Source organism: Ancylomarina sp. YFZ004, assembly GCF_054254355.1.
The window spans coordinates 112,124-138,058 of sequence record NZ_JBTCHQ010000001.1 but is presented as its reverse complement, the minus strand read 5'-3'; the positions used below and the strand labels follow the sequence as shown (position 1 = coordinate 138,058).

General features: G+C 34.0%; 26 protein-coding genes. 16 read left to right on the top strand and 10 right to left on the bottom strand.

Annotated elements, in window-relative coordinates:
* Positions 1-39: 39 nt before the first annotated feature.
* From ACXR6G_RS00615 to ACXR6G_RS00595, 5 genes are all read right to left on the bottom strand, one after another.
* Positions 40-792 carry an acyl-[acyl-carrier-protein] thioesterase gene (locus ACXR6G_RS00615; protein WP_458359457.1) on the bottom strand — a complete coding sequence of 251 codons (753 nt, stop codon included), beginning with the start codon at positions 790-792 and terminating at the stop codon, positions 40-42.
* Between the two features lie 20 nt (positions 793-812).
* Complete coding sequence (locus ACXR6G_RS00610) at positions 813-1,988, bottom strand: lipoprotein N-acyltransferase Lnb domain-containing protein (RefSeq protein WP_458359456.1); 1,176 nt, start codon at positions 1,986-1,988, stop codon at positions 813-815.
* Between the two features lie 160 nt (positions 1,989-2,148).
* On the bottom strand, positions 2,149-2,826 hold the full coding sequence (locus tag ACXR6G_RS00605) for a LolA family protein (RefSeq protein ID WP_458359455.1): 678 nt from the start codon (positions 2,824-2,826) through the stop codon (positions 2,149-2,151).
* A 73-nt stretch (positions 2,827-2,899) separates the two neighbouring features.
* On the bottom strand, positions 2,900-5,356 hold the full coding sequence (locus ACXR6G_RS00600; protein ID WP_458359454.1) for a DNA translocase FtsK 4TM domain-containing protein: 2,457 nt from the start codon (positions 5,354-5,356) through the stop codon (positions 2,900-2,902).
* 250 nt (positions 5,357-5,606) lie between these two features.
* Positions 5,607-6,284, bottom strand: coding sequence for a hypothetical protein (locus tag ACXR6G_RS00595; protein WP_458359453.1), 678 nt, complete (start codon positions 6,282-6,284; stop codon positions 5,607-5,609).
* A gap of 548 nt (positions 6,285-6,832) precedes the next feature.
* Between ACXR6G_RS00595 and ACXR6G_RS00590 the strand changes: the two genes are divergently transcribed.
* Both ACXR6G_RS00590 and argF read left to right on the top strand, forming a co-directional pair.
* Positions 6,833-7,789 (top strand): carbamate kinase, encoded by a 957-nt coding sequence (locus ACXR6G_RS00590; protein WP_458359452.1) that lies wholly within the window; start codon positions 6,833-6,835, stop codon positions 7,787-7,789.
* An 86-nt stretch (positions 7,790-7,875) separates the two neighbouring features.
* Positions 7,876-8,877, top strand: a complete 1,002-nt coding sequence (gene argF, locus ACXR6G_RS00585; RefSeq protein WP_458359451.1) for an ornithine carbamoyltransferase — start codon at positions 7,876-7,878, stop codon at positions 8,875-8,877.
* A 349-nt stretch (positions 8,878-9,226) separates the two neighbouring features.
* On the opposite strand, the gene ACXR6G_RS00580 is transcribed toward argF, so the two are convergent.
* The 3 genes from ACXR6G_RS00580 to ACXR6G_RS00570 all read right to left on the bottom strand — a co-directional run bounded on the left by ACXR6G_RS00580 (position 9,227) and on the right by ACXR6G_RS00570 (position 12,713).
* Complete coding sequence (locus ACXR6G_RS00580) at positions 9,227-9,427, bottom strand: FeoB-associated Cys-rich membrane protein (RefSeq protein ID WP_458359450.1); 201 nt, start codon at positions 9,425-9,427, stop codon at positions 9,227-9,229.
* Between the two features lie 7 nt (positions 9,428-9,434).
* On the bottom strand, positions 9,435-11,936 hold the full coding sequence (feoB, locus tag ACXR6G_RS00575) for a ferrous iron transport protein B (protein ID WP_458359449.1): 2,502 nt from the start codon (positions 11,934-11,936) through the stop codon (positions 9,435-9,437).
* Between the two features lie 384 nt (positions 11,937-12,320).
* A complete protein-coding gene (locus ACXR6G_RS00570) occupies positions 12,321-12,713 on the bottom strand; it encodes a DUF3276 family protein (protein ID WP_458359448.1) in 393 nt (130 codons plus the stop codon).
* A 482-nt stretch (positions 12,714-13,195) separates the two neighbouring features.
* Between ACXR6G_RS00570 and ACXR6G_RS00565 the strand changes: the two genes are divergently transcribed.
* From ACXR6G_RS00565 to ACXR6G_RS00530, 8 genes are all read left to right on the top strand, one after another.
* The gene (locus tag ACXR6G_RS00565) at positions 13,196-14,161 is read left to right on the top strand and encodes a transcription antitermination protein NusB (protein ID WP_458359447.1); all 966 of its coding nucleotides are present in this window, start codon (positions 13,196-13,198) and stop codon (positions 14,159-14,161) included.
* Positions 14,162-14,319: 158 nt separating this feature from the next.
* Positions 14,320-14,880 carry a manganese efflux pump MntP gene (locus ACXR6G_RS00560; protein ID WP_458359446.1) on the top strand — a complete coding sequence of 187 codons (561 nt, stop codon included), beginning with the start codon at positions 14,320-14,322 and terminating at the stop codon, positions 14,878-14,880.
* A 92-nt stretch (positions 14,881-14,972) separates the two neighbouring features.
* The gene (locus tag ACXR6G_RS00555; RefSeq protein WP_458359445.1) at positions 14,973-15,422 is read left to right on the top strand and encodes a DUF1573 domain-containing protein; all 450 of its coding nucleotides are present in this window, start codon (positions 14,973-14,975) and stop codon (positions 15,420-15,422) included.
* Positions 15,423-15,491: 69 nt separating this feature from the next.
* Positions 15,492-15,785 (top strand): preprotein translocase subunit YajC, encoded by a 294-nt coding sequence (yajC, locus tag ACXR6G_RS00550; protein WP_458359444.1) that lies wholly within the window; start codon positions 15,492-15,494, stop codon positions 15,783-15,785.
* 192 nt (positions 15,786-15,977) lie between these two features.
* Entirely contained in the window at positions 15,978-16,985 is a 1,008-nt protein-coding gene (locus ACXR6G_RS00545) for a hypothetical protein (protein ID WP_458359443.1), read from the top strand.
* 61 nt (positions 16,986-17,046) lie between these two features.
* On the top strand, positions 17,047-17,640 hold the full coding sequence (gene coaE / locus ACXR6G_RS00540) for a dephospho-CoA kinase (protein ID WP_458359442.1): 594 nt from the start codon (positions 17,047-17,049) through the stop codon (positions 17,638-17,640).
* A 179-nt stretch (positions 17,641-17,819) separates the two neighbouring features.
* Positions 17,820-18,539: a TerB family tellurite resistance protein gene (locus ACXR6G_RS00535; protein ID WP_458359441.1), complete on the top strand. Its 720-nt coding sequence runs from the start codon at positions 17,820-17,822 to the stop codon at positions 18,537-18,539.
* Between the two features lie 92 nt (positions 18,540-18,631).
* Positions 18,632-19,048 (top strand): DUF5606 family protein, encoded by a 417-nt coding sequence (locus ACXR6G_RS00530; RefSeq protein WP_458359440.1) that lies wholly within the window; start codon positions 18,632-18,634, stop codon positions 19,046-19,048.
* Positions 19,049-19,121: 73 nt separating this feature from the next.
* Here ACXR6G_RS00530 and ACXR6G_RS00525 read toward each other — a convergent pair whose 3' ends face one another.
* Complete coding sequence (locus ACXR6G_RS00525) at positions 19,122-19,424, bottom strand: cupin domain-containing protein (protein ID WP_458359439.1); 303 nt, start codon at positions 19,422-19,424, stop codon at positions 19,122-19,124.
* 65 nt (positions 19,425-19,489) lie between these two features.
* Between ACXR6G_RS00525 and ACXR6G_RS00520 the strand changes: the two genes are divergently transcribed.
* Positions 19,490-19,972 carry a hypothetical protein gene (locus tag ACXR6G_RS00520; protein ID WP_458359438.1) on the top strand — a complete coding sequence of 161 codons (483 nt, stop codon included), beginning with the start codon at positions 19,490-19,492 and terminating at the stop codon, positions 19,970-19,972.
* A 48-nt stretch (positions 19,973-20,020) separates the two neighbouring features.
* Here the strand turns inward: ACXR6G_RS00520 and rarD are convergent, their stop codons facing one another.
* Positions 20,021-20,923 (bottom strand): EamA family transporter RarD, encoded by a 903-nt coding sequence (gene rarD, locus ACXR6G_RS00515; RefSeq protein WP_458359437.1) that lies wholly within the window; start codon positions 20,921-20,923, stop codon positions 20,021-20,023.
* Between the two features lie 322 nt (positions 20,924-21,245).
* On the opposite strand from rarD, the gene ACXR6G_RS00510 reads away from it, so the two are divergent.
* The 5 genes from ACXR6G_RS00510 to menB all read left to right on the top strand — a co-directional run bounded on the left by ACXR6G_RS00510 (position 21,246) and on the right by menB (position 25,857).
* Positions 21,246-21,437, top strand: a complete 192-nt coding sequence (locus ACXR6G_RS00510; RefSeq protein WP_458359436.1) for a cold-shock protein — start codon at positions 21,246-21,248, stop codon at positions 21,435-21,437.
* A 194-nt stretch (positions 21,438-21,631) separates the two neighbouring features.
* Positions 21,632-22,054 carry a PaaI family thioesterase gene (locus ACXR6G_RS00505; RefSeq protein WP_458359435.1) on the top strand — a complete coding sequence of 141 codons (423 nt, stop codon included), beginning with the start codon at positions 21,632-21,634 and terminating at the stop codon, positions 22,052-22,054.
* Positions 22,051-23,187: a chorismate-binding protein gene (locus tag ACXR6G_RS00500; protein WP_458359434.1), complete on the top strand. Its 1,137-nt coding sequence runs from the start codon at positions 22,051-22,053 to the stop codon at positions 23,185-23,187. Before ACXR6G_RS00505 ends, ACXR6G_RS00500 begins: the two co-directional genes overlap by 4 nt.
* Before the next feature lie 61 nt (positions 23,188-23,248).
* The gene (gene menD, locus ACXR6G_RS00495; protein ID WP_458359433.1) at positions 23,249-24,943 is read left to right on the top strand and encodes a 2-succinyl-5-enolpyruvyl-6-hydroxy-3-cyclohexene-1-carboxylic-acid synthase; all 1,695 of its coding nucleotides are present in this window, start codon (positions 23,249-23,251) and stop codon (positions 24,941-24,943) included.
* A gap of 89 nt (positions 24,944-25,032) precedes the next feature.
* The gene (gene menB / locus ACXR6G_RS00490) at positions 25,033-25,857 is read left to right on the top strand and encodes a 1,4-dihydroxy-2-naphthoyl-CoA synthase (protein WP_458359432.1); all 825 of its coding nucleotides are present in this window, start codon (positions 25,033-25,035) and stop codon (positions 25,855-25,857) included.
* Positions 25,858-25,935: the final 78 nt, after the last annotated feature.

Below are 25,935 nucleotides of genomic sequence, written 5' to 3'. Positions count from 1 at the left end.
TCGTGTACTTACTGTTTTAATATAGCTTAAAGAAGCTGATTATTTGAGATGATTAAATTTAATTCGAGCACGGCAGTTTTCCTTGCTAGTTGTGCTGCTTTTGATTTTGCAGTTCATGTGATTATCACCATCCAATTCCTGAAAAATCTGAATGTGTTCGCCAAGCTTCAATTCATGAAGAAAGTTGATTTCCAATTCAGAAATGGGCTTCTCAGTTAAAGTTTCTTCTGGGAATGCATCAATCAACCATTTTAGATACTTTACATTATTCACATGGCGGTTAATATCGATATCAGAGTAATGAATTTTGAGTTCTTCAATAAGCTCAGCTTCCTGTGATAAGGGAGCTAACTTATCTAGTTCATCTTCGAAAACTTCTGTGTAATTACCAATGGGCATATTCTTTACAACATTGTGAGGACGGAGAGGTCTATGTGTCTTTAAATCGACAACCAACCAATAAGAACTCGCTAAAGCGATGATCTGATCGTCTGCATCGAAAATACGAAAGTCTCGTGCTCCGAAAAGACTTTTTAGGCCTGTAGGAAAAGTTTCTATTCTAATGGTCTCTTTCCATCTGGCAGGACGCATGATTTTAATTTTCATGCGCGAAAGCACCCATGCATGATTCTTTTGGTTCAGATCGTGTATGCCTTGCCCAATTTGATCAACATGATTGCCAGCAATTTCTTGTAGATAATTGCAAATACTGGTCAATTTAGCATTTCCGTGCCAATCACTATCAAATAAACTAATGGTGAATTCCTGATTGTATTTACTTAAGTCTGTCATCTCAAAAAAAATATTTGTTGTTAGGAGCGAGTTGCATTAAAAATTGATCGAATAAGGATTAGGATCACAAAGGGTAAAATTGTATAAGGAAGAGCCTGAGGGAATATTGGCCATGCTGCAATCAATAACAGAATGAAAATTGAATGATATTTGAAATAACTTTTTACCCATGCAGGTCTGTTTTTCTTGAAAAGAATATGCAATAAAGGTAAGTGAATTGGTAAAGCCCAAAGAATATTATAGTTTGGTCTCATAGCAAGGTGATCTGTAAATCCCCAAAGGAAAATAATGACCAAACCGAATAATGCCGTACTACCAAAAACAATCACATCAAGCAGTACGAATCGTTTTTTGTTTTTTATAGAACTCAATGTGAGTAGTAGTCCAATTAATGCAATCATTCCAAATACGAACAATGGGTGTTTATACCATGGGGTAGGTGTTTGGTTTGCTCTTTTACTAAGAATGATATTTTCTTTAATAACAAGCTTGGTGGTTTGGGTGCCTTGAGTAATTACAGCCTGATCGAAACCATTTTTTAGCATGTCGGGTAAAAACATCCTCTGATAATTGCTAGCCTCAGCATCACATGAAAAACCTAATGCTAAATGTATCCCTGTATAGATCCATGGCGTTTCGGTCATATATAAACTTAGTAATTCGCGATAACTATCTTCACTTCTTATATTGGAATCCTTATATTCAAACTGACCTACTATTTCTTTTTGAATAATATCGCGAATCATAGTAGAGCAGTTTTTGAATAGAAAATCGTACATGTAATATCGATTTTCAGGTCGATAGTTCTTTTCTAATGCTCGGAGTAATTTATGTTTCGACTCAGGGCTTAAATTTAATTCTTGTTCTACGACTGACTGTTTTTTGTACTTGTAATCTCTTTTGAAACGCTCAAAAGAACCAATGCCAAGACTGTATTTTAATTTTCCTCTAACAAATTTGGGGTAGAAGTTAGGTGTGTTGAAATCAAAGATGCCATAGTTGAAAACGATATCTAATTTTCTTGATGGATCCTGTACACGAATGGCAGAATGCCCAAAAAGGGAGTAAAGCTCTAGTCCTGGAGAACACGTGAGTATGCTGATTTTTATTTGAGCCTTAGAATCTTGAGCTTGCACTTGTCTGATTGGACTGGCAAGGAATAGACTTAAAAGTAGTAAAAAGAATAGGTGTCTCATAAGTTCGTTTTATTTCTCCTCGAAGATAATAATTTTTACTGCTGAGCTGTTAAATAGCTTTGTGAAGATTCCTTCTTTTTTTTGAAATGGGGTAATTTTAAAATAAACTGCCCCATTCTGAATGAATAGGGCAGTCTTGTAATCGTATTTTAGTCATATTTTATCTCATGTCAACAACTTCCACATCTGGATTTGCAGCTTGATCGAATACAAATTCAGAATCCTTGAAATCAATATTGGGTTCAAACTTTTTAATTTTAACCGTGATATTATTGCCATCTTTTCCGATTGAAAGCAATGATTTCATTTCTAAAGTTTTGGTGTCAATGTGAAGTCGAATTCGAGAAAATGGTCTTTCTTCATCTAAAGGAAATAGATCGATAACATGAAATGAACTTGTTGTAGTTGTAGTATTGGCAGCAGTTGTAGTCGTTGTTATTGTTTGTTCTTCAACATAACTAAACTTGAAGCCTGTTTCATATAGAGTGAAGATCTGTGTTGGATTTATGCCACTTTCTTCGTCTTCTTCATCTGGCTCTTTAATATTGACTTCTTCTGCATCTATCAAGTGCTGATAGATGGTTTTACCATCAAAATAAGTATAAACATCCATCAGGTATAAGCGGTATTTATTACCCTTTAGAATAATATTTCCATCTGAACTTTCGTGAACATCTTCTTCAGCATTATCCATATTGAATGTAAACTCAGCTTTCATACTGCTGTATTCTTTATTGATGGCCGAAACTTGGTCTAAAATTGTTTTTGCCTTATTCTCTTGAGCAGAAAGATTCAAGCTCAGTATAGTGATAATTATTAGTGAAATATACTTTGTCATATTTTTAAATTTAATCAATTGAGAGGTTCTTTATATCCTTTAACGTCTTTGTTTAGACAATTATTATGCCAGTTTAGGCTAAGACTTGAGTTAATAATTTTTCCAATGAATATTCATCAGAAACTAGAACTTGACGAGCCTTACTTCCTTCGAAAGGACCAACAATACCTGCTGCTTCAAGTTGATCGACAATACGACCTGCACGATTGTATCCGATAGAAAAACGACGTTGAATGGCAGAAGTTGATCCTTGTTGGTTCCCAACAACTAGGCGAGCTGCTTCTTCAAACAGAACATCACGTTTTTGTAAATCAATCTCAGCTGTATTTTCACTGCTTTCAGCCACATATTCAGGTAACATTAAGGCCGTTGGGTAAGCTTGTTGTTTTTGAATGTACTCTGTAAGGGCTTCAACTTCTGGAGTATCAACAAAAGCACATTGTACACGAATCAGTTCACTCCCTTGTGAGATAAGCATATCCCCTCTACCTATTAATTGGTTCGCTCCGGGGCTATCTAGAATTGTACGTGAGTCAATCATTGAGGCAACCTTAAAAGCTATACGAGCTGGGAAGTTGGCCTTGATGACACCGGTGATAATATTGGTTGATGGTCGTTGTGTTGCAATAATCATATGAATACCAATGGCACGAGCCAGTTGAGCAATACGAGCAATAGGCGTTTCCACTTCTTTACCAGCCGTCATTATTAAATCGGCAAACTCATCGATAATTACAACAATGTAGGGTAAGTATCTGTGTCCATTTTCAGGGTTTAGTTTGCGAGTGACAAACTTTCTATTGTATTCAATGATGTTACGAGTGTGTGCTTTTTTTAGTAGATCGTAACGAGAATCCATTTCAACACATAGCGAATTTAGTGTTGCAATTACTTTGTGAATATCAGTAATAATAGCCTCTTCTTCCTCAGGAAGTTTAGCTAAGAAATGCTTTTCAATAGTTGAATATATATTCAATTCAACCTTTTTAGGATCGATCAGTACAAACTTAAGTTGCGATGGGTGTTTTTTATAAAGTAAAGACGTAATAATTGCATTTAGACCAACCGATTTACCTTGTCCAGTTGCACCAGCAACAAGTAGGTGAGGCATTTTTGCAAGATCGAGCGTGTAGGTTTCATTCGAGATCGTTTTACCCAAAGCTACTGGTAGTGCATGTTTCGATTCTTGGAATTTTTTTGAAGCAATAATAGTCTTCATAGAAACAATCTCTGGTGTTCTATTTGGTACCTCAATACCAATTGTCCCACGACCAGGAATTGGTGCAATAATACGAATACCTAAAGCGGCTAAACTTAAGGCAATATCATCTTCAAGATTCTTAATTTTAGAGATACGTACACCAGGAGCTGGCACAATTTCGTAAAGCGTTACGGTTGGACCAATTGTCGCTTTAATCTGAGTAATTTCAATTTTATAATTGCGGAGTGTATCAACAATTTTAATTTTATTACTCTCAAGCTCTTCTTTACTAACCTCTGAATTATGAATGTGATGATCTTCTAAAAGGTCAAGTGTTGGATATTTGTAATTTGAAAGATCAAGTGTTGGGTCAAAATCCTCCATTGGTGCATGCGTGATAGAAACACTTTCTTCTTTTACGCGAATCGCTTCAATGGTTAATTCTACATCAGGATCTTCAAGGTCTTGTTTTTTTGTACTTGGTATTGGTTTAGAATCAGATTCAATATCAAGTTCTATTTCACTGGTTCTATTAATCGGAAGTTCTTCTTCCTCCTTAAGTTCAGGAATAAATTCTTCTTCAAGTTCAACTTCAAATTGGTCTTGGTTCGTTTCTTCAATTAGATTAGAACTTATAATAAGCTCATCTTGAGAGATTGTTTCGTTTTCAATCTCATCATCGTCTTCATCAATTTCCAATTCGTTAACTTCTGGTTTCACTTTCCTTTTGAAAGGCTTTTTCATATGACTAACAGCATTGTTGAAACCAAAAGCAATGAGAGTGAAGAAGGAAATAATAATGACAAAAAGAGTCCCAACATTTCCAATCAGTGAGATTAACCATTCACTTATGAAATAGCCATGAGCTCCACCTAAGTATAGGAAACTGGTACTAGTTGAATCGACAAATAAGAAAGCAAGCAATACTGAACCCCATATACTGAATAGTAGCGTGTAAAGAATGCCTTTTTTAAGTGATTGAATCTTTATTCCAAACAAGCGAATTGATAATACAGTAAGGATATATAGAATAGAACATGCTGCTATTCCAAAACCTTTGTTTATTAGAAGATTAGAGAGGAATGCTCCAGTTTTACCTGTCCAGTTCTCAACTCGAATTACCGAGTTAGAAAGTAGTTCAAGTAATTGGATATCTAATTTGGATTGATCGGCACCTCCAGTAAAAAAGAAGGATACAAATGCTAAACCTAGATATATGGTAAATAAGCTAGAACTGATTCCTAAAATAAATCGTATGCGTTCATCTAATAAAAAAGGAGGTGTTGTCAACCACTTCTTTTTTGTTTTTGTGTTTCTTTTTTTTGCCATTGAGTATGTTTTTCCTGCTTATAATCTGATGTGAAAGTAATAAAAATAGGCCGTATTTCCACATGAATGAAGGCAGAGAAATTCAGTATAGATTCTATGTGATTAGTAACTAAAGAGAACGGATTTTGTTAAGAAATATTGTACATGTGTATGCTTACTACCAAATAAAATAGGCTAATACCCTTGTGAATTGATTAAAATTGCATTTTAAAAAGTAGCTCCAATATTGTTACATAAGATGTATAAACGCTTATTTAAAGCTTAATACATACTTTAGGACCGTTTTAGCATCAGATTTGACATAGTCAGAAGGAATGACAAATTCATTTGTATCAATAGGAGTTAGAGAAACATTATGAGCCGAAAATTTTGCTTTTATTTGGTTCATTGTGGTCTCAAATTCAAGTAGTACACCGTCTATTTCGCCGAAAGGTGTATTTCTGTTGGGATTCTCCAGGTGGATATCCTGAGTATAATAAACATCTATGGGATCAGGTAATTCATTAATATATACTCTAGCCAATTTGCATTTATAACCAGCAATAATTTTATCCGTCTTCAGGTATTTAATCTTAGTGGCAAGTTTATGGCTATATATAAAAGGAATTTCATCACTAGAAAACTCATAGTTCATCTTATTATTCAGAATCTTAAATAGGATAGAACTATTGGGTTCATTAACTTTTGAGATAAATTTGGTGCTGAAAAACCCTAAATACCCTTCAGATAGAATTGAAATATCATTATTTTTAAATTTGTATTCTACTTGAGTAGGAAGGAGTGCGATAATCGGATTCGAATCTTCATTTGTTTCGTAGCTTACCTTATAAGTAATAATCCCCTCTGCGTCAGCCTTCTTTTTGTCCGACTTATTAGAACATGATATGAAAAGATGTAAGATTATCAGAATTAGGGTAGTATGTCTCATATGGTAGTTTTATTATCTAATAAAAATAGATAAAAGCGAATACTAATCAAGTCTTCGGCTTAGTTCTTACATGAATTTATCTTATTTCATTGTGAAAGTAGTTAAATACTTTGTAAAACTCATTCTCAAACTTATATGATTATTGATATAAGAACTACCAATTATTAGGTTTAATCTATAATATTGATGATTTATTAATAGAAATTATTTTTCACCTTTCGTGATTGTAAATGCATAAAAAAGATTTTATTCTGTTCATAATTATTGAAAATATGAAAAATATAAGCTGATTTTATAGAAATGTGTGGCTTGAACATAACAGTAAAAATTTATTGTAAATGCAAACGAGTGTATTCTTTTAAAAAGTCTGTGTATTGAATTTCAATTTTTTAGCTGTATCTATATTTTACAGTAAAAATATGATCACATAAGGTGCTGAATAAGAGTCGGTAAAAATGTTTTTAAATATTATTGAAATCCATTAATATCTTGATAAAATTTCTAGATTTGTAGCTCAATTATTCAAACAACATAAATAAAAACCTATAATGAATAAATTAGCAGTTGTAGCATTAGGTGGAAATGCCTTATTAAGAGGGAATCAAAAAGGTACTGTTGAAGAACAAAACCAAAATACGATTGATACTCTTGAAAATCTTATTTTTCTAGTAAAAGAAGGATACGATGTTATTATTGCTCATGGTAATGGCCCACAAGTTGGGAACATATTGATGAGAAATGATGCAGGAGAACAACTTTACAACATTCCTCAAATGCCTTTAGATATCGATGTTGCCGATTCACAAGGTGGTATTGGTTATATGATTGAAAGAAACTTGCGTAATGTATTAAAAGCAAATGGCATTGAAAAAGATGTTGTGACTTTGGTTACTCAGGTGGTTGTTGATAAGAACGATCCGGCTTTTGCTGATCCAATTAAGCGTGTAGGTAAAATCTATTCAAGAGATGAAGCAGATAAATTGATCGCTGATAAGGGATGGATTTTCAAAGAAGAAGTAAAAGCTGATGGAGGATGGAGACGTGTAGTTCCTTCGCCAAAGCCAATTCGCGTGATGAATGAGAAAATTATTGAGAACTTAGCTCGCCAGGGAAATATCGTAATCACTGTTGGTGGTGGTGGTGTTCCTGTTTCAGAAGATGAAAATGGTAACTTGTGCCCAGTTGAAGCTGTAATTGATAAAGATTTAGCTTCTGCATTAATTGGTGCTCGTACTAAGGCTGATGAATTTTATATTCTGACTGATGTTTCTTTTGTATACAAAGATTTTAAAGGACCAAACGAGGAAAAATTAGAGTTTTTGAATCACGCAGATACAATGGGATACTTGGCAGATGGAACTTTTGCTGAAGGATCTATGGCTCCTAAGATTCGTGCTTGTCTGAGCTTTATCGAAAATGGTGGTGGTAAATCAGTAATTACTGAAGCGACTAAATTAGAAGATAGATCTTACGGAACTAAGATTACAATGAATTACGAAGACTAAATCCTTTTAGGATTTGATTAGATAATACTTTTTTTAATTTCCGATTACACTTACTTTTGTGATTGTAATCAAAAAAAATATATACCATGAGTTTTAATTTAAGAAACAGAAACTTTTTGAAGTTATTGGATTTCACTCCAAAGGAAATGCAATACATGTTAGATCTTGCAAGAGATCTTAAAAGAGCAAAATATGCTGGTACTGAAGTACAGACTATGAAGGGTAAGAATATCGCTTTGATATTTGAAAAGTCTTCAACTCGTACTCGTTGTGCATTCGAAGCTGCTGCTTACGATCAAGGAGCTCACGTAACTTATTTAGGGCCTTCAGGTTCTCAAATTGGTGTTAAAGAATCAATGGCTGATACGGCTCGTGTACTAGGTCGTATGTACGATGGTATTGAGTACCGTGGATACGGACAAGCAATTGTTGAAGAATTAGGTAAGTTTGCAGGTGTTCCAGTATGGAATGGTTTAACTGATGAGTTCCACCCAACTCAGATTTTAGCTGACTTCTTAACTATGACTGAGCATAGCGATAAACCTTTGAACAAAATTTCTTTTGCTTACTTAGGCGATGCTCGTAATAACATGGCTAACTCATTAATGGTAGGTGCTGCTAAAATGGGTATGGATGTTAGAATCGTAGGTCCTAATAATCTTCAGCCAGAAGAAGAATTAGTAGCTCAATGTAATGAGATTGCTAAAGAAACTGGTGCTACTATTACAATTACTTCTGATGCTAAAGCGGGTGTTGAAGGATGTGATTTCCTTTATACTGACGTTTGGGTATCAATGGGTGAGCCTGATGAAGTATGGGCTGAGCGTATTGGTATCTTGAAGCCATACCAAATTAATACTGATTTGATGGCTGCTACAGGAAATGATAAGTGTAAATTCATGCACTGTCTTCCAGCTTATCACAACAGAGCGACTAAAGTTGGAGAAGAAGTTTTCCAGAAATTCGGTCTTGATGGTGTAGAAGTTACTGAGGATGTATTCGAATCTGCAGCATCTATCGTTTTTGACGAAGCTGAGAACCGTTTACATACTATTAAAGCTGTAATGGTTGCGACTTTGGGAGCATAATCTCAAAAAACCTTATTATATGAAAATGGCTCTTAGTTTATACTAAGAGCCATTTTTTTTTGTGCCTTCAAAGCTTATCTCTATAGGCTAAATGAGTTTCTACATTGATGGTTGACTTTTACTTTATATGAAAGGTGTTATTTGTAAAAGATAAGAATGCTTTTATAATAAATATCTGGTTTCCGAATCTCAGAGGAGTGCTACTGCAGGTCTGATTGCAATTAGGGCTTGGAATAATAGGATTACTCGCAAGCTCATTAACATGTCATATGATCCATATAAATAGTAAAGCTCACGTACAGTAATGTAGGTGAGCTTTCTCATATTAAGGAGTTAAGTTTTATACGGATTACTTCTTAGGATTGTCTGCCATCTTTAATCCATCCAATTTGATTTTGTTTTTCATCAATTCTTTTTTGATGTCACAAGATGCACATCCACCACATAACGAAGTTTTCTTACTCGGTTTTATCACTTTATAGAAATGATAAAGAGAGTAGCTTACAGCAGCTAAAATGATAAGATATGTTGTAAAGAGTTGAAAATCCATAATTTATTTATAAAAGATTAACAATATGGTAGCCAATAAATGATACTATCCAAGCCAAACAGGTCGTGTAAGTTACTACAAAAGCAGACCACTTCCAATTAGATTCTTTTGCAATGGTTGCTACCACAGCGATACAAGGAAAATAAATGAGAATGAATATTAAGAAAGCTAGGGCAGAAGCATTATCAAATACTTTTTCTCCATTTCGGAATGAGCCTGTGAATTTTTGTTCACGTAGATTATTTCTTAATCCTTCGCTATTTTCATCACTACCTTCTCCATTTTTATAAAGTACGCCCATTGTACTGACAACAACTTCTTTTGCAGCAATTCCTGTTAGGATACTTACGGTCATTTTCCAGTCAAAACCCATAGGATGAAAAACAGGCGCAATAAAGTTCCCAATCTGCCCGATGTAAGATAATTCTTGCTTTTCTTCAAGTTTTTCGTTCATTATAGATGCTGTTGCTATCTTATAATCCTCACGAAGTCTAACTTGTTCTATCGAATTAGCAGCATCAAGAGCAGTATGGAGTTGTACTTCGTTTTTAGTTAATAGTTTTTCGTAATCTTTCGAGTAATCAACCTCGAGAGGGAAATAGCCTAAAGCCCATATAATAACAGAGGCGACCAGGATAATGCCTCCCATTTTCTTAAGGTATTCACCACCTTTTGACCACATGTGTACCAGTGTCGATTTAAGCGTTGGAATACGGTAAGGGGGTAATTCCATGACAAAAGGCGCTTCCTTACTTCGAAAGAAGCTTGCTTTGAATACTTTTGCAAAAATGATAGCTAATATGATTCCTAATATGTAAACGCCAAATAGAACTAAACTTGAATTTTTAGGAAAGAAAGTCCCAATTATAAGAATATAGACAGGTAGTCGTGCAGAGCACGACATAAATGGCGTGATTAGCATCGTAAGAATTCTATCGTTCCTATTCTCAAGAGTTCTTGTGGCCATTAGTGCAGGTACATTACAACCAAATCCCATAACTAAAGGGATGAATGATTTTCCATGTAAACCAATCTTGTGCATCAACTTATCCATGATGAAAGCAGTACGGGCCATGTAGCCTGTGTCTTCCATAAAGGAAATGAAAAAGAATAAAATCAAGATATTTGGTAGGAATACAATGACACCACCAACACCACCAATAATACCATCAACAATCAAGTCTTTCAGAGGACCATTCGGCATTATGGTTTGAACTAACTCACCCAAATATGATATTCCTATTTCGATCCAGCTCATTGGGTACTCACCCAAGTTGAAAGTTGCATAAAAAGTCATGAACATGAAAAAGAAAAACAGAGGGAAGCCAAAAAGCTTATGCGTTAAGAAAGTGTCAATAATTGCGGTCTTTCGTCTTCGCTTAATTGGGTTTTCTGTGTAAGTTTCTTTTAAAGCACCATCAATGAAACCATATTTAGCGTCTGTAATTACTGTTTCACACACTTCAATATAAGATGATTCAATGATTTTAACTTCTTGTTTTATTGTGCTATGAATTGAATCTGAATTTGAGCATGATTCAATATATTCAAGAGCTTTGTCATCATTTTCTAGTAGTTTAATAGCTAGAAATCGAGGAGAAGTAATTGTTGTTAGATTACGATCTGCTCTAATGTGTTCCTGAAGTTTTGAAATTGATTTTTCAATAATAGGGCCATAATTGATATGGATATGACGAACGATAGGATCTTTCCCTTCGTACACATCAATGGCTTTATCAAATAAATCTTTTATCCCTTTTCCTTTCGAGCTAACAGTTGGAATGATAGGAATACCCAGCATTTTACCAAGAGCTTTATAATCAAATCGAGCTCCATTTTTCTCTAATTCATCATACATGTTTAAAGCCAAAATAACTTTAACATCCATGTCGATAAGCTGGGTTGTAAGGTATAGGTTTCTTTCTAAGTTCGAAGCGTCAACAACATTGATGACTAAATCGGGCAATTCTTCAGTAATATATTGGCGAACGTATAGTTCTTCAGAGGTATAGGCCGTTAAAGAATAGGTTCCTGGTAAATCAACAACATCAAAATTATATCCGTTTTGTTGAACTTTTGCAAGTTTTGAATCAACTGTTACGCCAGAGTAATTACCAACATGTTCTTTCGATCCTGAAGCAAAGTTGAAGAGTGTTGTTTTTCCAGAGTTTGGATTACCAACCAGGGCGATGTGAATATTTTTACCTTTTTCTTGAGCTGAATGTTTTAATTTTTCATCATCGATTATACCTTCAAAGTTGTTGATTTTTAAGTCAACGGCTTCTTCTTTGGTGATAACTTCGACTAGGGCAGCCTCACTTCTACGCAAGGATACTTGATAGCCCATAATGTTGTATTCAACAGGATCTTTAAGGGGGGCATTCTTAATAACAGTTACTTTTTTCCCTTTAATAAAGCCCATCTCCGTAATTCTCTTACGAAATGCGCCGTATCCTTGTACTTTTATAATTATACCTTCTTGATTATCGGTTAATTCAGAAAGCTTCATATTTTGGTGCGTATCAATAATGAAAAGAGTGAATGTTAAAATATCATTCACTTTAAAAACTCATGCCGATATTAAAAACTGATCGGTTTTGAAAAAAAATGGTCATGTTGTTCGCGAATCACTTGGTTCTCGATGTAAGACTATTTTAATTTAGTACAAATCTAGATGAAAATGTATTTAAAAACAATCACAACATCTAGGTATTGTGTTACTGTTTTCTAGGTTTAAAAACAGTTTCACGTTTCTTTTTTTTTAAAAGTAACAGATTGATATCTTATTACAGGTTTTATTGGTAAAACAGGGAAAGGAGAATGTGTATTGATAAAAAAAGAGCTATTCGAAATTTAATCGATAGCTCTTGTGTATTTTGTTTAAACGTATGACTTATTCAGTAAGATCTTCAAATTCTACTTGAGAAAAAGATTCGACCTCTAGTCCTTCAATTATTTCAGAAGTGGTTTCAATCTCTTCTGCAGCATCAAGCGTTTCTTCAGATACTATGTTGTTAGCTTTTTTTAGGATTTCAATAGCTTCCATTAAACCTCCAGAAAATTTATCGAAATCTTCTTTGTAAAGGAAAATCTTATGCTTTTCGAAAGTGTAGTTTCCCTCTTTATCGTATCGTTTTTTACTCTCAGTAATAGTAAGGTAGTAATCCTCGTTTCTAGTCGCTTTTGCATCAAAGAAATAAGTTCTCTTTCCAGCTCTAACCGCATTAGAATAAATGTCTTCACGATTATTCTTTACGAATTCTTCTTTTTTACCGTAACCTTCCATTTCAGAATGAATTAATGAGATTGTTGTTTTATTGATATCTCAAAAATAAAAAAAAATATATACATTTTCGACTTTTGTGAAGAAATAATTTTGAACATTTCATTATAGTTTTGTTTAATAGTTGATGTGCAGAACTTTATTTGAAGACTATTTTTTTTTGCTCTTTCTAGATTGATTTTAATGTTGATATGATTTGTTTTTTCTGTAATTGTATTAAAGTTATTGTTTTGCTGTAGATGATGTCAGTTTTGCTTTTTTATCACTCAAGGAAGCACGTAAAATGGCGTTTTTCCATCAATCTACCCAAAAGAGGGAGGAGTAGCTTTGGCTGATTAAAAAAAATAGCTACATTTGCAGCGAGTTTAAAAAAGTAAGATTCGTTGAAGAAGTATGAGAGTATTGCAAAATACGATTCGTTTTTTGTAATTATCATCTCTATTTATTTCACTGAATTGGAGTAATAAACAAAGTTCTTTAAAAGTATGATTAGTAGAAGATTGCTGCGTGTAAAAGTGTTACAAATGCTTTACGCTTATTACAAGAATGATGATCGTTCATTAGCAAAAGCCGAAAAAGAATTGTTTTTCAGTATTGGAAAGGCTTACGATTTATATCATTATTTACTTCTACTACTTGTAGATGTTGCATTTATAGCCGAAAAGAAAATTGAAGCTGGTCGCAACAAATTGGTTCCTACACCTGTAGATATTCATCCCAACACCCGATTTATTGAAAATAAAATATTGAAGCAATTAGCTGAAAATGTTCAGTTGAAAGGTTATGTGGAAAGAAATACTATTTCATGGGACGATCAGGATGGTTTTGTAAGAGGTTTATACAAAACGATTCTCGAATCTGATCTTTATAGTAATTACATGAATTCTGAGACCAATGATTTTGCAGCAGACAAAAAGTTGGTTGAAAAGATTTTCATGAACATTCTTGCTAAAGATGAGAACTTTTATTCTTTAATGGAAGATAAGAGCATCTACTGGAATGACGAGATTGAGTTCATCTTAAGTATGGTTGTTCGTACCATTAAGCAATTTAAAGCTGATGATAATGAGCATACTTCATTACTGCCATTGTTTAAGGATAGTGATGATGAAGAATTTGTGAGAGTTCTATTCCGCAAGACCATTTTGAAGCATGATGAGAATTTGAGCTTAATCAAAGAAAATACCCAGAACTGGGATTTGGAGCGAATCGCTTTTATGGACATTCTTATTATGGAAATGTCGCTAAGTGAGATTCAAGAATTCAAAAGTATACCAGTTAAGGCGAGTTTTAATGAGTACCTTGAAATTGCAAAGTATTATAGTACTAGTAATTCAAGCACCTTTATTAATGGTTTGCTAGATAAAATGATAAAAGATCTTCAGAAGGAAGGGAAGATTAATAAGATGGGAAGAGGTTTGATTGAAGAATCGAAAATATTGAAATCATAATATACAAGGGGAGTTGTTAAAGCAGCTTCCCTTTTTTTATATCTTAAGAATGTGTAGCCTGTGTTTTAGTTTGGATAAGACTTTTGCGCAGGTTTGTGTTTTTATACCCAAGCAGGTATTAATACTTGAGTCTATAATTCTCTGTTTAATTTATTTTTATGAGTTTTGTTGAAATTATATTGATTGCAATCAGTCTTGCAATGGATAGTTTTGCTGTTTCGATCACAGCTGGTTTAATCTTAAAGGAATTTAGCCCAAAGCATTTTATTCGAATCGCTTTTTATATGGGGTTTTTTCAGGCTTTAATGCCTGTTTTAGGTTGGATGATTGGTGTTAGTTTTCAACATTATATTGTGAGTTTCGATCATTGGGTCGCATTCTTTCTTCTTTTAGCTTTAGGAGGAAAAATGATTTATGATGATTTAAAATGTGAAGATGATCATTGTTGTTTTGATCCTCAAAAGAGACTTGTTGTAATGGGTTTAGCTTTGGCAACAAGTATTGACGCTTTAGTTGTTGGTGTCAATTTTGCTTTCCTTGATATGTCGATAACGATGCCGATTTACACTATTGGAATCACTTCTTTTGTTTTGTCATTCATTGGCATTTTTATTGGATGCCAGGTGGGAACCAAAGTGAAGTTGAAGTTTACTTTAATTGGAGGCGTGATTCTGATTGGTTTAGGATCAAATATTCTTTACGAACACCTTACGGTTTAAGGCTGATAAAAGATTTAGTTAAAAAAACTCAATTCCTTATTTTGTCAACGAATTTTTGATTTAATTGCGATTGATTTATAAAAAATATAGAAATGCCTTTTCTTAGTAAATACGTCTTTGTTTTATTAATTTGTTTTTCGTCTTTTTTGTCTTGTAAGCAAGCTACTCGAGTTGAAAATAAATCTGGGACAGAAATTGTGAAAGACAAAGATAAATCTGAAGGAGAACAATCTTATTCAAAATTTGCGTTTACTAAAGAAATACATAAATTTGGTGAGATTTCTGAAGGTGAAATCGGAATCTGTGAATTTTATTTTCGGAATGTAGGCAATACAAATTTGATTATTCAATCCATTGAAAGTTCTTGTGGTTGCACGGCAGTAAAATGGAAGAAGAAGCCTATAAAAGTTGGTGAAGAATCTAAAATCACAGTTGAATTTAATTCTAAGGGGCGACATGGCAAACAGTATAAGGTTTTGACTATATTCGCCAATACAAAAAGAAAAGTAAAAGAGCTTAAAATAACTGCTACTATTAAGTAGTATTCAGCGATAATTTAATTCATAATTTAATATTTATATCAAATGCTTAATTTTTTAAACATTGTTCTTATGGGACAGCCCCAAGAAGGACAAAATCCATTAATGTCTTTTCTTCCTTTAGTATTAATCGTTGTAGTTTTTTATTTCTTCATGATTCGTCCACAGATGAAGCGTCAGAAGGATCTAAAGAAATTCCGTGAGGAATTGAAAAAAGGCGATAAAATTGTAACTACAGGAGGTATCTATGGTAAGATCATCGAGATGCAAGAAACAACTATTATCATGGAAGTAGAAGGACAGTCTCGTCTGAAAATTGATAAGGTTGCTGTTATCAAGGATATGAGTGATGTAGCTCAGAAATAAGAGAAGAAAATAATAGTGAACACTCACTGTTGACATATTACAAAATACGATTACCGTATTTTTGTTAGCCTAAAAGCTATTACTTTGTAGAGTAATAGCTTTTTTTGCTTAAATTCAAGCTCTAATAGTTAGCATAAGGAGAACTCATTGAATGAGTTTGTGTAATGGCTTAACCTCTTAAATTATAAGATTTTGACTTTATCTGATTTTCCAAAAATTAAAAACGTATTTGATAAGGAAAATATAAAAGCCAATAAGAAATTGGTGACTTATATGTTTTTTGTTGCATTGGCAACCATCTTTTGGTTTTTAAATGCCTTGAGTAAGGAATATACGACCACTGTAAATTATCCGGTTTCTTATAGTGATTTCCCATCCAAAAAGATATTGAGTAATGAGTTGCCGCCAAGGTTAAAACTAACAGTTAGAGCTAAAGGTTTCGATTTGTTGCGATACAAATTGAGTTTTTTCCAGTCGATCAATCTTTCTGTGAATGAGTATACCAACAATAAAATGGAAAAGGTAGGAGAGAACAACTTTCTATTTTCTTCTAATAGAATGACCAGTCAAGTAGCTGCTCAGCTCTCATCTGCTATTAGTGTGACTCACATTTCTCCTGACACCATTCATTTTCAATTTTCTTCTTTAATAGAGAAGAAGATTCCCGTTCATTTAAATTCTGAATTAAAATTTGAGCCTCAATTTCGTTTAGGAGGTGATATTGTTTTAAAACCTGATAGTATATGGGTAATTGGTGCTCAGGCTATAATTGATAGTGTAAAACAGGTTGAAACTGAAACATTAAAACTTAAAAAGCTGAACGAAACGAAAAAAAAGAAACTTAGTTTTGTGAAAATAAAAGGCTTAGATTTCGTTCAGAAAAAGGTGGAAGTAGAGCTACTTATTGAACGATTCACCGAGGCGCAAAAACAAGTTGGACTCAAGGTTGTCAATCTACCTGATTCGTTATTTCTACGTTTATTTCCACACGAGATTAAATTGTCATATCTCGTTGGATTAAAGGATTATGAAGCCATTTCAGTTGAGCAGTTTGAACTTGAAGTTGATTATTCTTCCATTGACTCAACAAGCAACAAATTAAAAGTTAATCTTAATAATTTTCCACTGAATGTTTCTAATGTAAGTTTTTATCCCAAAGAAGTTGTTTATCTAATTGAAAAGAGAAATTCAGGAAATTAATAAAATGATTTTACTTTTCTAAGCGTATTAATAGTTGAATGATCACAAAAACTCAAAATTGATGAACAAGCCTTTGAGCATTGGATTAACAGGTGGAATAGGGAGTGGAAAATCACTTGTTGCTGACTTTTTCAAGCTATTAGGTATACCTGTTTATATATCTGATTTGGAAGCTAAAAAACTGATGCAGACCAATGATTCAATACGCAAAGATTTGATTGAGGCCTTTGGAAGCACCGTGTATTTTGAATCTGGAGAACTTAACCGTTCAGAGCTGGCTAAAATCATATTCAATAATAAAGAAGCTCTAAAAAAGGTAAATGCCATCGTTCATCCTCAAGTACGATTGCATTATCAGGAGTGGCTATTGAAACATGCTGACTGTCCATATGTTATTCAAGAATCGGCAATTTTATTTGATACCGGATTTTATAAGAACTTTGATCAGATTATTACGGTTACTGCTGATGATGAAATACGAATCAATCGAGTGTTAGAGCGTGATGCATGTTCCAAAGAATCTGTATTGGAACGCATGAGTAAACAGATTTCTGAGCGAGAAAAAATAGTGAAATCTGATTTTGTGATTTATAATAACTCAGAACTTATAATACCACAAATTATAGCAATTCATAACCAGCTTCTAGAGCTTTGATTGTGAGTTAGTACTAGGGTATTGTTGATTAAATATAGGCGTTAAACTTTGTTAAGCCCTGAATAATTCCTTAGATAAAAGCAGGTATTTCCCGCTTCTTTTGTTTCTTTGTTTTTTACGAATGTTTTTAGAATTACTCTTTAAACTATTCGGAATTTAGAATTTTCAAATCAATAAATATGGCAAAATTTGGAAAATGGATCGCTGGCGGTCTTGGTTGGGCATTTTTAGGTCCAATAGGAGGTGTTTTAGGCTACTTTGTAGGATCAGCATTCGATTCTGTAGATATGAAAGCTGCAACCGGTAGACCGGGTACAACGCAGGGCGATTTTTTGATGAGTTTATTGGTGCTGGTTGCTGCAGTTATGAAAGCTGATGGTAAGGTGCTTAAATCTGAACTTGATTACGTAAAAGAATATTTGATAAAGAGCTTTGGTCCTGAAAAAACCGGTGAAGCTTTGACTTTATTGCGTGATATCTTGAATCGCGACATTCCTGTTGAACAGGTTTGTATGCAAATAAGTCAGCAACTTGATTATTCATCTCGTTTACAACTTTTACATTTTCTATTTGGTATAGCTCAAGCTGATGGATCGATTGCCGATTCGGAACTGAAAATGATTGAACGTATTTACTACCATATGGGTGTAAAGTCAGCCGACTATAATTCCATCAAATCCATGTTTATTCAAGAAAATGGATGGGCTTATAAAGTTCTAGAGGTCGAAAAAACAGTCAGTGATGATGAAATTAAGAAAGCTTACAAGAAAATGGCAGTGAAATATCATCCAGATAAAGTTAGTTACTTGGGTGAAGATGTCCAGAATGCTGCAAAAGAAAAATTTCAAAAAGTAAGTGAGGCTTACGAAATAATTAAAAAAGAGAGAGCATTTGCATAAGATTACGCTTGTAGATTAAAAAACACACGCAATTAGTTTTTTTTAATCAACTGGAATTTTATTTTTGTGCTTCCAACTAAAAAAAAGACAATATGTTGAAAGGAATATTAGCTATAGCAGGACAAACAGGTCTGTTTAAATTAGTTTCAAACTCAAAAAGTGGTTTTATCGTAGAATCTTTAATCGATAAAAAACGTATGCCTGCACATGCGACTTCAAAAATTTCTGCTTTAGAGGATATCGCAATTTTTACAGAAGAAGGAGATGTTCAATTACAAGAGGTAATTAAGAGTATCAAAGAAAAAGAGAATGGTGGACAGGCTATCAGTCACAAATCTTCAGGTAACGAGTTGAAAGCTTATATGAGAGAGATTCTACCTAACTACGATGAAGATCGTGTTTATGTTTCTGATATGAAGAAAGTTTTTCAGTGGTATAATATTCTTCAGGAAAACGATATGTTGAATGAAGTTGAAGCTGAGAAAGAAGAAACTTCAGGCGAAGAATAGATTTAGTTCTAAAAGAATAAAGAGAGGCTGTCAATTAATTTGACAGCCTCTCTTTGTTTTAAGGCAATATCATTTATTCAAAAAGATTTCGCGATATGATAAATTTCGAATCTTCAAGAGCTTTTAAGGCATGCATTTCACCTTCAGAGAATGAAAAGAAGTCATCCGTTTCAACGAGCGTTTTCTTTCCAGAAATCTCAAATTCGATCTTTCCTGAAATTAGATATAAACCAGCATCGGCAGGAGCTGGCTGTGCAGGAACAATCGTATCTTTTTTAACAGCAACAATTAGTGATTCAAATTGACCATTCTTGTAGATCTGTTTTTTATCAATACCAGATATTTCAACTTCCTGAGATAGTTTATGAATGAACATGGGGTGAATTTTTGAGTTTAAAATGAAATACCATTTTAAAAAGGATTAGGTTTTACTATTTTTATATGACTAAAATAATGAAAGCAATGCTAAATAAAAATATAATTCAGATCTCTTTAGCTCTAATGTTAGGCTTATTATCATGTGGGAAATCAACGTCTTTAATTGATGAATGCAATATAGTTCTTGAAACGGATAGAGCTTTCTCAGCCTATTCTCAAGAGCATGGTATGGCTGATTCATTTTATAAATTTGCTTCACCAAAGGCAGTCATGCTTCGTGATAATTCATACCCTATCGTAGGGAATGAGAATATAAGAGCTCTTTTTGATAAAGTAGAACTTGCTGGGAATACATTAATATGGAAGCCCGAATATGTTGATGTTTCTACATCAAGAGATATGGCATATACTTATGGTTTTTATAAGTATATAACTGCCGATTCAACTTTCAGAGGCTCTTATGTTTCTATTTGGAAAAAAGATAAAAACAATAAATGGAAATATGTTCTCGATGCCGGAACGAGTGGGCTTGGCAAGGAAAAATAAGATTAGAATTATTGAATAAGGTCGATTGTAAAATGCGGTATATTTAAATCACCCTTTACCCTTTATTTTATTCTTTCTTGTATTCTGAATCATCGAAATAGTATACATCACAAGAGCTACCCAAATCAGACCAAAGGCGATAGCCTGTTCTTGTTTGAAAGTTTCGCCGTACATCACAATTCCAATTATAAGCATTATTGATGGTGCTATATATTGCATAAACCCGACTGAAGACAGAGGAATACGTTGTGCACCCTTTGCAAACCAATAAAGAGGTAGAGTTGTTGCAACTCCCGATAATATGAACATTATATCAACAAAGCTAGAGCCTTCGAATAGAGCTCCTGAACCTAGCACCATTTTGTAACCAATAAATATTGCGGCTATGGGTGTAAGAATTAATGTTTCAATGCTTAAGGCAGGCATCGCTTCAATTCCAGCAGTTTTCTTTATAAGTCCATACAGAGAAAATGATACGGCTAAGTATATAGAGATCCAAGGGAATTGGCCATAATCTAAGGTTAGATATAAGACAGATAGACAGGCAATAATTAAGGCTGATAGTTTAAGCTTATCTAATTTCTCTTTTAAAACTATAATCCCTAGCATGATATTCATCAGCGGAGTGATGTAATAACCAAGACTTGCTTCAATAATCTGATTGGAATTAACAGCATAGATATATAAGCCCCAATTTGATCCGATTAGCAAAGAGCTCAACAGTAAACTATTTCGAGTTCTCTTTTGTTTAAGTAAATTCCAAGCTCTTTTCTGTTGGGTCAACAAAAGCCATATAAGTAGAAAGATAAAAGACCAAAATATACGATGGGCAAGAATTTCTAGTGCGGGTACACTGTTGAGTAGTTTCCAGTAGATAGGAAGTATTCCCCATGCAAGAAAAGCTTGTAAAGTGTAGATGTAGCCTGAAGTCGTATTTAATTTTTTTTCCATTTCCCAGTGCTTGAATTTTAAGTGAAGCAAATGTACTTTAATTGTTTACTTATAGTCTCTTAAAAAGCACTCGTAACAATCAATTAGGATTTCGATCATGTTTTTATTCCCTTTATGAATGTGATTATTAGATAATTTTATGAGATGAATGATTTCGAAATTGAATAAAGAATTCTAGTCTAAAAAAAATCGTAGAGAAGAGCTTTAAATGAAGGTGGTTCAAATTTAAAGCAGATTTTTTTTTAAATAATTGATCCATAATTATTATATTACATCCAATTAGGTAAATTTACCATGCTATTAATAACAAAAAATTGAAGTAATGCCACAAGGTACCGTAAAATTCTATAATGAAACTAAAGGTTTTGGTTTCATTAAAAACAATGAGACAGAAGAAGACATCTTTGTACACGTAACAGGATTAATTGACAAAATTGACCAAGGAGACGTTGTTTCTTTCGATGTTGTTGAAGGAAAAAAAGGAATGAATGCCGTTAATGTAAAAATGGACTAATTCACTTATAAGAATTTTCTTTCTAAAGCTCAATGTGAATTGGGCTTTTTTTTATGCGCAATATTCTGATGTTCAGAACTAGATGTTCTTATCTTAATATATCGCCTTGTCATGATTTAGAATGCTTACCTTCTTTCTTAAAATCAATCTGCATTCCAGTTTCTCATCTCTGTCTATTATTATATATTTGCTATATGATTAATAAAGAAGAAAAACTCCTACATCTAAATAAGATCTGTTCCGACACTCTGATGGAACATTTAGGGATTCAATATACCGAAATTGGTGAAGACTATTTGGTTGCAGAGATGCCTGTTACTTCAAAGCATTATCAACCCATGCGTATTCTTCATGGAGGAGCAACTTTAGCTTTAGCTGAATCGGTAGGCTCTGCTCTTTCAGTTATTCATGTCGATTTGGATCGATTTGACGTGAAAGGTATGGAGATAAATGCCAATCATATAAGAAGTATCAAAAAAGGGACATTAAAAGCGAAGGCTAAGTTCATACATAAGGGTAGAACAAGTCACATTGTAGAAATAAATATTTGCAACGAACAAGATAAACTCATTTCAGTTTGTAGATTGACTAATGTTGTGTTAAAGAAACAGCTATGATAGATGCCTTTGTTTTGGAAAAGATGGAGAGTATTCTCACGTATTGTTTGAGTCATCACCTTCCATTTTTTGCTTACCGCTTACCAAATTCACATTCTATTAAGATTGGAGTTCAGAAGGATTTGAATCTGATGAAATTCCAAAATATTATTGAATTGCAAGGCAAAAAAGGATTTGTGTTGGCACCTTTTGATTCAAACGATAAACACCCTTCTTGGTTTATTCGACAGGATATGAATTTTAGTTCCGATAGTATTAATGAAGCTGAACTTCGTTTACTTAATTCGTGTAAAAACGAGTTGCTATCACATGAAAGCAATGCTTGTATTGAAGGCTCTGAATCTGATTATTTTTCTCAGATATCCGAAATGTTAAAGGCTCTAAAAGGAGGAAAGCTGAAAAAGGCAATTTTATCTCGTATTCTGATTGAAAATAAAGATAACAATGTGGATAGTCCATCCTTGTTTGTTCAGCTTTGCCAGCATTACCCACAAGCTTTCGTTTCATTTGTTTCTCTTCCAGGTATTTGTTCATGGATGGGTGCGAGTCCCGAATTACTTCTGAAATCTGAAAATAATAAAACAGAAACCGTTGCACTTGCTGGAACTCTGCCAATACTAAATTCGGACCTCTCTTCTATTAATTGGGGAAGAAAGGAGATTGAGGAACAAGCTTTTGTAAGTGATTATATAGAAACTATTTTTAAGGCAAATTCGATTGATGGTTTTGAAAGAAAAGGACCTTTTACGGTTCAAGCTGGACAGATAGCTCATTTGAAGACAGAATTTAAAATTGAAAAGAAGCTTAGTTTTGAAGATAAAGCAAGTATGATAACAGCCTTACACCCAACACCTGCTGTTTGTGGCTTACCTAAGCAAAATTCGTTAGATTTAATCAATCGTGTTGAATGCCACGATAGGGAATATTATGCTGGCTATTGGGGACCTATGGAAAGGAGTGGAGATTTTGATTTGTATGTGAATTTGAGAACCATGAAAATAGCAGAAAATCAATTATCTTTATTCGTCGGTGGCGGCATTACTGCCGATTCTATTCCTGAGAAGGAATGGGAAGAAACCCAGCATAAAGCACAAACTCTTTTATCTGTGATAAATAGAGGACGCTTTTCATGAATGTAATTCATCGCTTAAAAGATAATTTTAAGACAATGGATTCCTATCTAAAAATATAAGAATGACACAAAATACATCAGATATAAAAGGTGTTAGCGAAATAATTGATATTTGTGCGGCAAAAGGAGTAAATCATGTTGTTGTTTCTCCAGGATCGAGAAATGCGCCTCTAAGCATTTCATTTGCTCGCGATAAACGTATAGAAACCCCGGTGATAGTTGATGAACGTAGTGCAGCTTATTTTGCCTTGGGTATTGCTCAACAAACAGGGAAGCCTGTAGGTTTGGTTTGCACATCAGGAACAGCTCTTCTAAACTATGCACCAGCCATAGCAGAAGCATTTTACCAACGATTACCTTTAGTCGTTATTTCAGCCGACCGACCTCAGGAATGGATTGGACAGGATGATAGTCAAGCTATAGATCAAGTGAATGTTTTGCAAAATTTTGTAAAAGCAAGTTATCAGCTGCCTATTGCCATTGACGGAACTGATGATTTATGGAGTATTAATAGAATAATGAATGAGGCTTTATCGAAATCCATTTCTGGAAGAATGGGCCCCGTTCATATTAATGTGCCATTTAGAGAACCACTTTATGGTGAAAAAGCCCAGGAATATAAATCTGAAAGAATCATTAATAAGCTGGTTTCGAAAGAGGCACTTTCAAATGAGGCAAATGAGAGTTTGAGTCAGGAATGGCAAGCTTCAAAGAAAATTTTAATTCTAGCTGGTCTATTGCCTAAGAATGAAAAGCTAAATGCATGCTTAAGTGAGTTAGCTAAATACAAGCAAGTTGTTGTTCTGACTGAGTCGATTTCAAACTTGCAGAATGAAGCTTTTCTACCCTGTATTGATAGAGTGATTACGAGCTTTTCATCTGAAGAAATTCATAATTTCCAACCCGATCTGCTCATCAATTTTGGAGGACCACTTGTCTCTAAAAAAATCAAGTCATTCTTGCGAGATCATTCTCCTAAGAAACATTGGTTCATAGGGAAAGAAGATACATTTATTGATACATTCAAAACCCTTAGTTCGCATATAGATCTTGCTCCAGATCTATTTTTTGAAGATCTATTAGCTCTTTTTACAGAGAAAGAGAGTAAGTATGCAGAAGTATGGAAAGATAGAGATCAAGCTTGTGATTTAGTACATGGTACTTATCTGCAAAAAACTGAGTGGTCAGATTTAAAGGCTTTTGAGTCGATTTTAAAAGCTATTCCTGAAGGAGGAAATCTACAATTGGCAAACTCTTCAGTCGTTCGCTATGCTCAATTGTTTAAAATTGATCAGAATCTTTCATATAACTCAAATCGGGGTACTTCTGGGATTGATGGCTGTACTTCAACCGCAGTTGGAGCATCACATGTGAATGGTCAAATCACCACACTTATAACTGGTGATATTAGTTTTTTTTACGATAGTAATGGCTTGTGGAATAAATATTTAAATAAACGCTTGAAGATCGTTTTAATAAATAATGGAGGTGGGGGAATCTTTCGTTTTATCCCTGGGCCATCTGATGCGCCCGAATTGGAAGAATATTTTGAAACAACTCAAGAATATCGTGCTGATAAGCTTGCTGAAACATATGGTTTAGATTATTTTTATGCCGACAGCTTGGAAGCTCTCGATCAGACCTTGCTAGATTTTTATAAGGCTGATAATAGAGCCTGTATTTTGGAGCTAAAAACACCAAGAGAATTGAATGATGTGATCTTAAAAGATTACTTTAAGACTTTAAGAGAAATATAAATAGCAATATAATATCCCTGAATTTTAAGCTGTTTTTGCATTTAAAATTGGTGTAATCAGTGAGATTTGTGGATGAAAAACAAAGAAAGATGACAACAAGAAAGTGGACTACAATAAAAGAATACGAAGATATTAAGTTTGATTTCTTCGAAGGAATTGCAAAAATTACCATTAACCGACCAGAGGTTTATAATGCTTTTCGTCCTCAAACGAATTTCGATATGCTTGATGCTATGGAAATTTGCCGTGAGCGTTCTGATATTGGCGTAATTGTATTCACAGGTACAGGAGACAAAGCTTTTTGTTCGGGTGGAGACCAAAATGTAAAAGGAGTTGGTGGATATATCGACGAGCATGGTGTTCCTCGATTGAATGTATTGGATTTGCACAAAGCGATTCGTTCTATGCCCAAGCCAGTTGTTGCTATGGTTAATGGTTATTCTATTGGTGGTGGCCATGTTTTACACGTGGTTTGCGACTTGACTATTGCTTCTGATAATGCAATGTTTGGTCAAACTGGCCCTAAAGTAGGTAGTTTCGATGCTGGTTTTGGTTCTTCATACTTAGCTCGTCACGTCGGTCAGAAAAAAGCACGTGAAATTTGGTTCTTATGTCAGCAGTATACCGCTAAGGAAGCTGAAGATATGGGTATGGTTAACAAGGTGGTGCCTTTAGAAGACCTAGAGGACACAACTGTTGAGTGGTGTAAGATTATGTTGCAGCGTAGCCCAATGGCTCTTCGTATGATTAAGCGTGGCTTGAATGCTGAGCTTGATGGACAGCGTGGTATGATGGAATTTGCAGGTGATGCAACCATGATGTATTACTTGATGGAGGAAGCTCAGGAAGGTAAGAATGCATTCCTAGAGAAGCGTGATCCTGATTTTCAGAAATTTCCTAAATTTCCGGGATAAGAAATACCTTATAGGAGAAATATAAAATTAAACCTGACTGGTTTATTTACACCGTGTAAATAAACCAGTCAGGTTTTT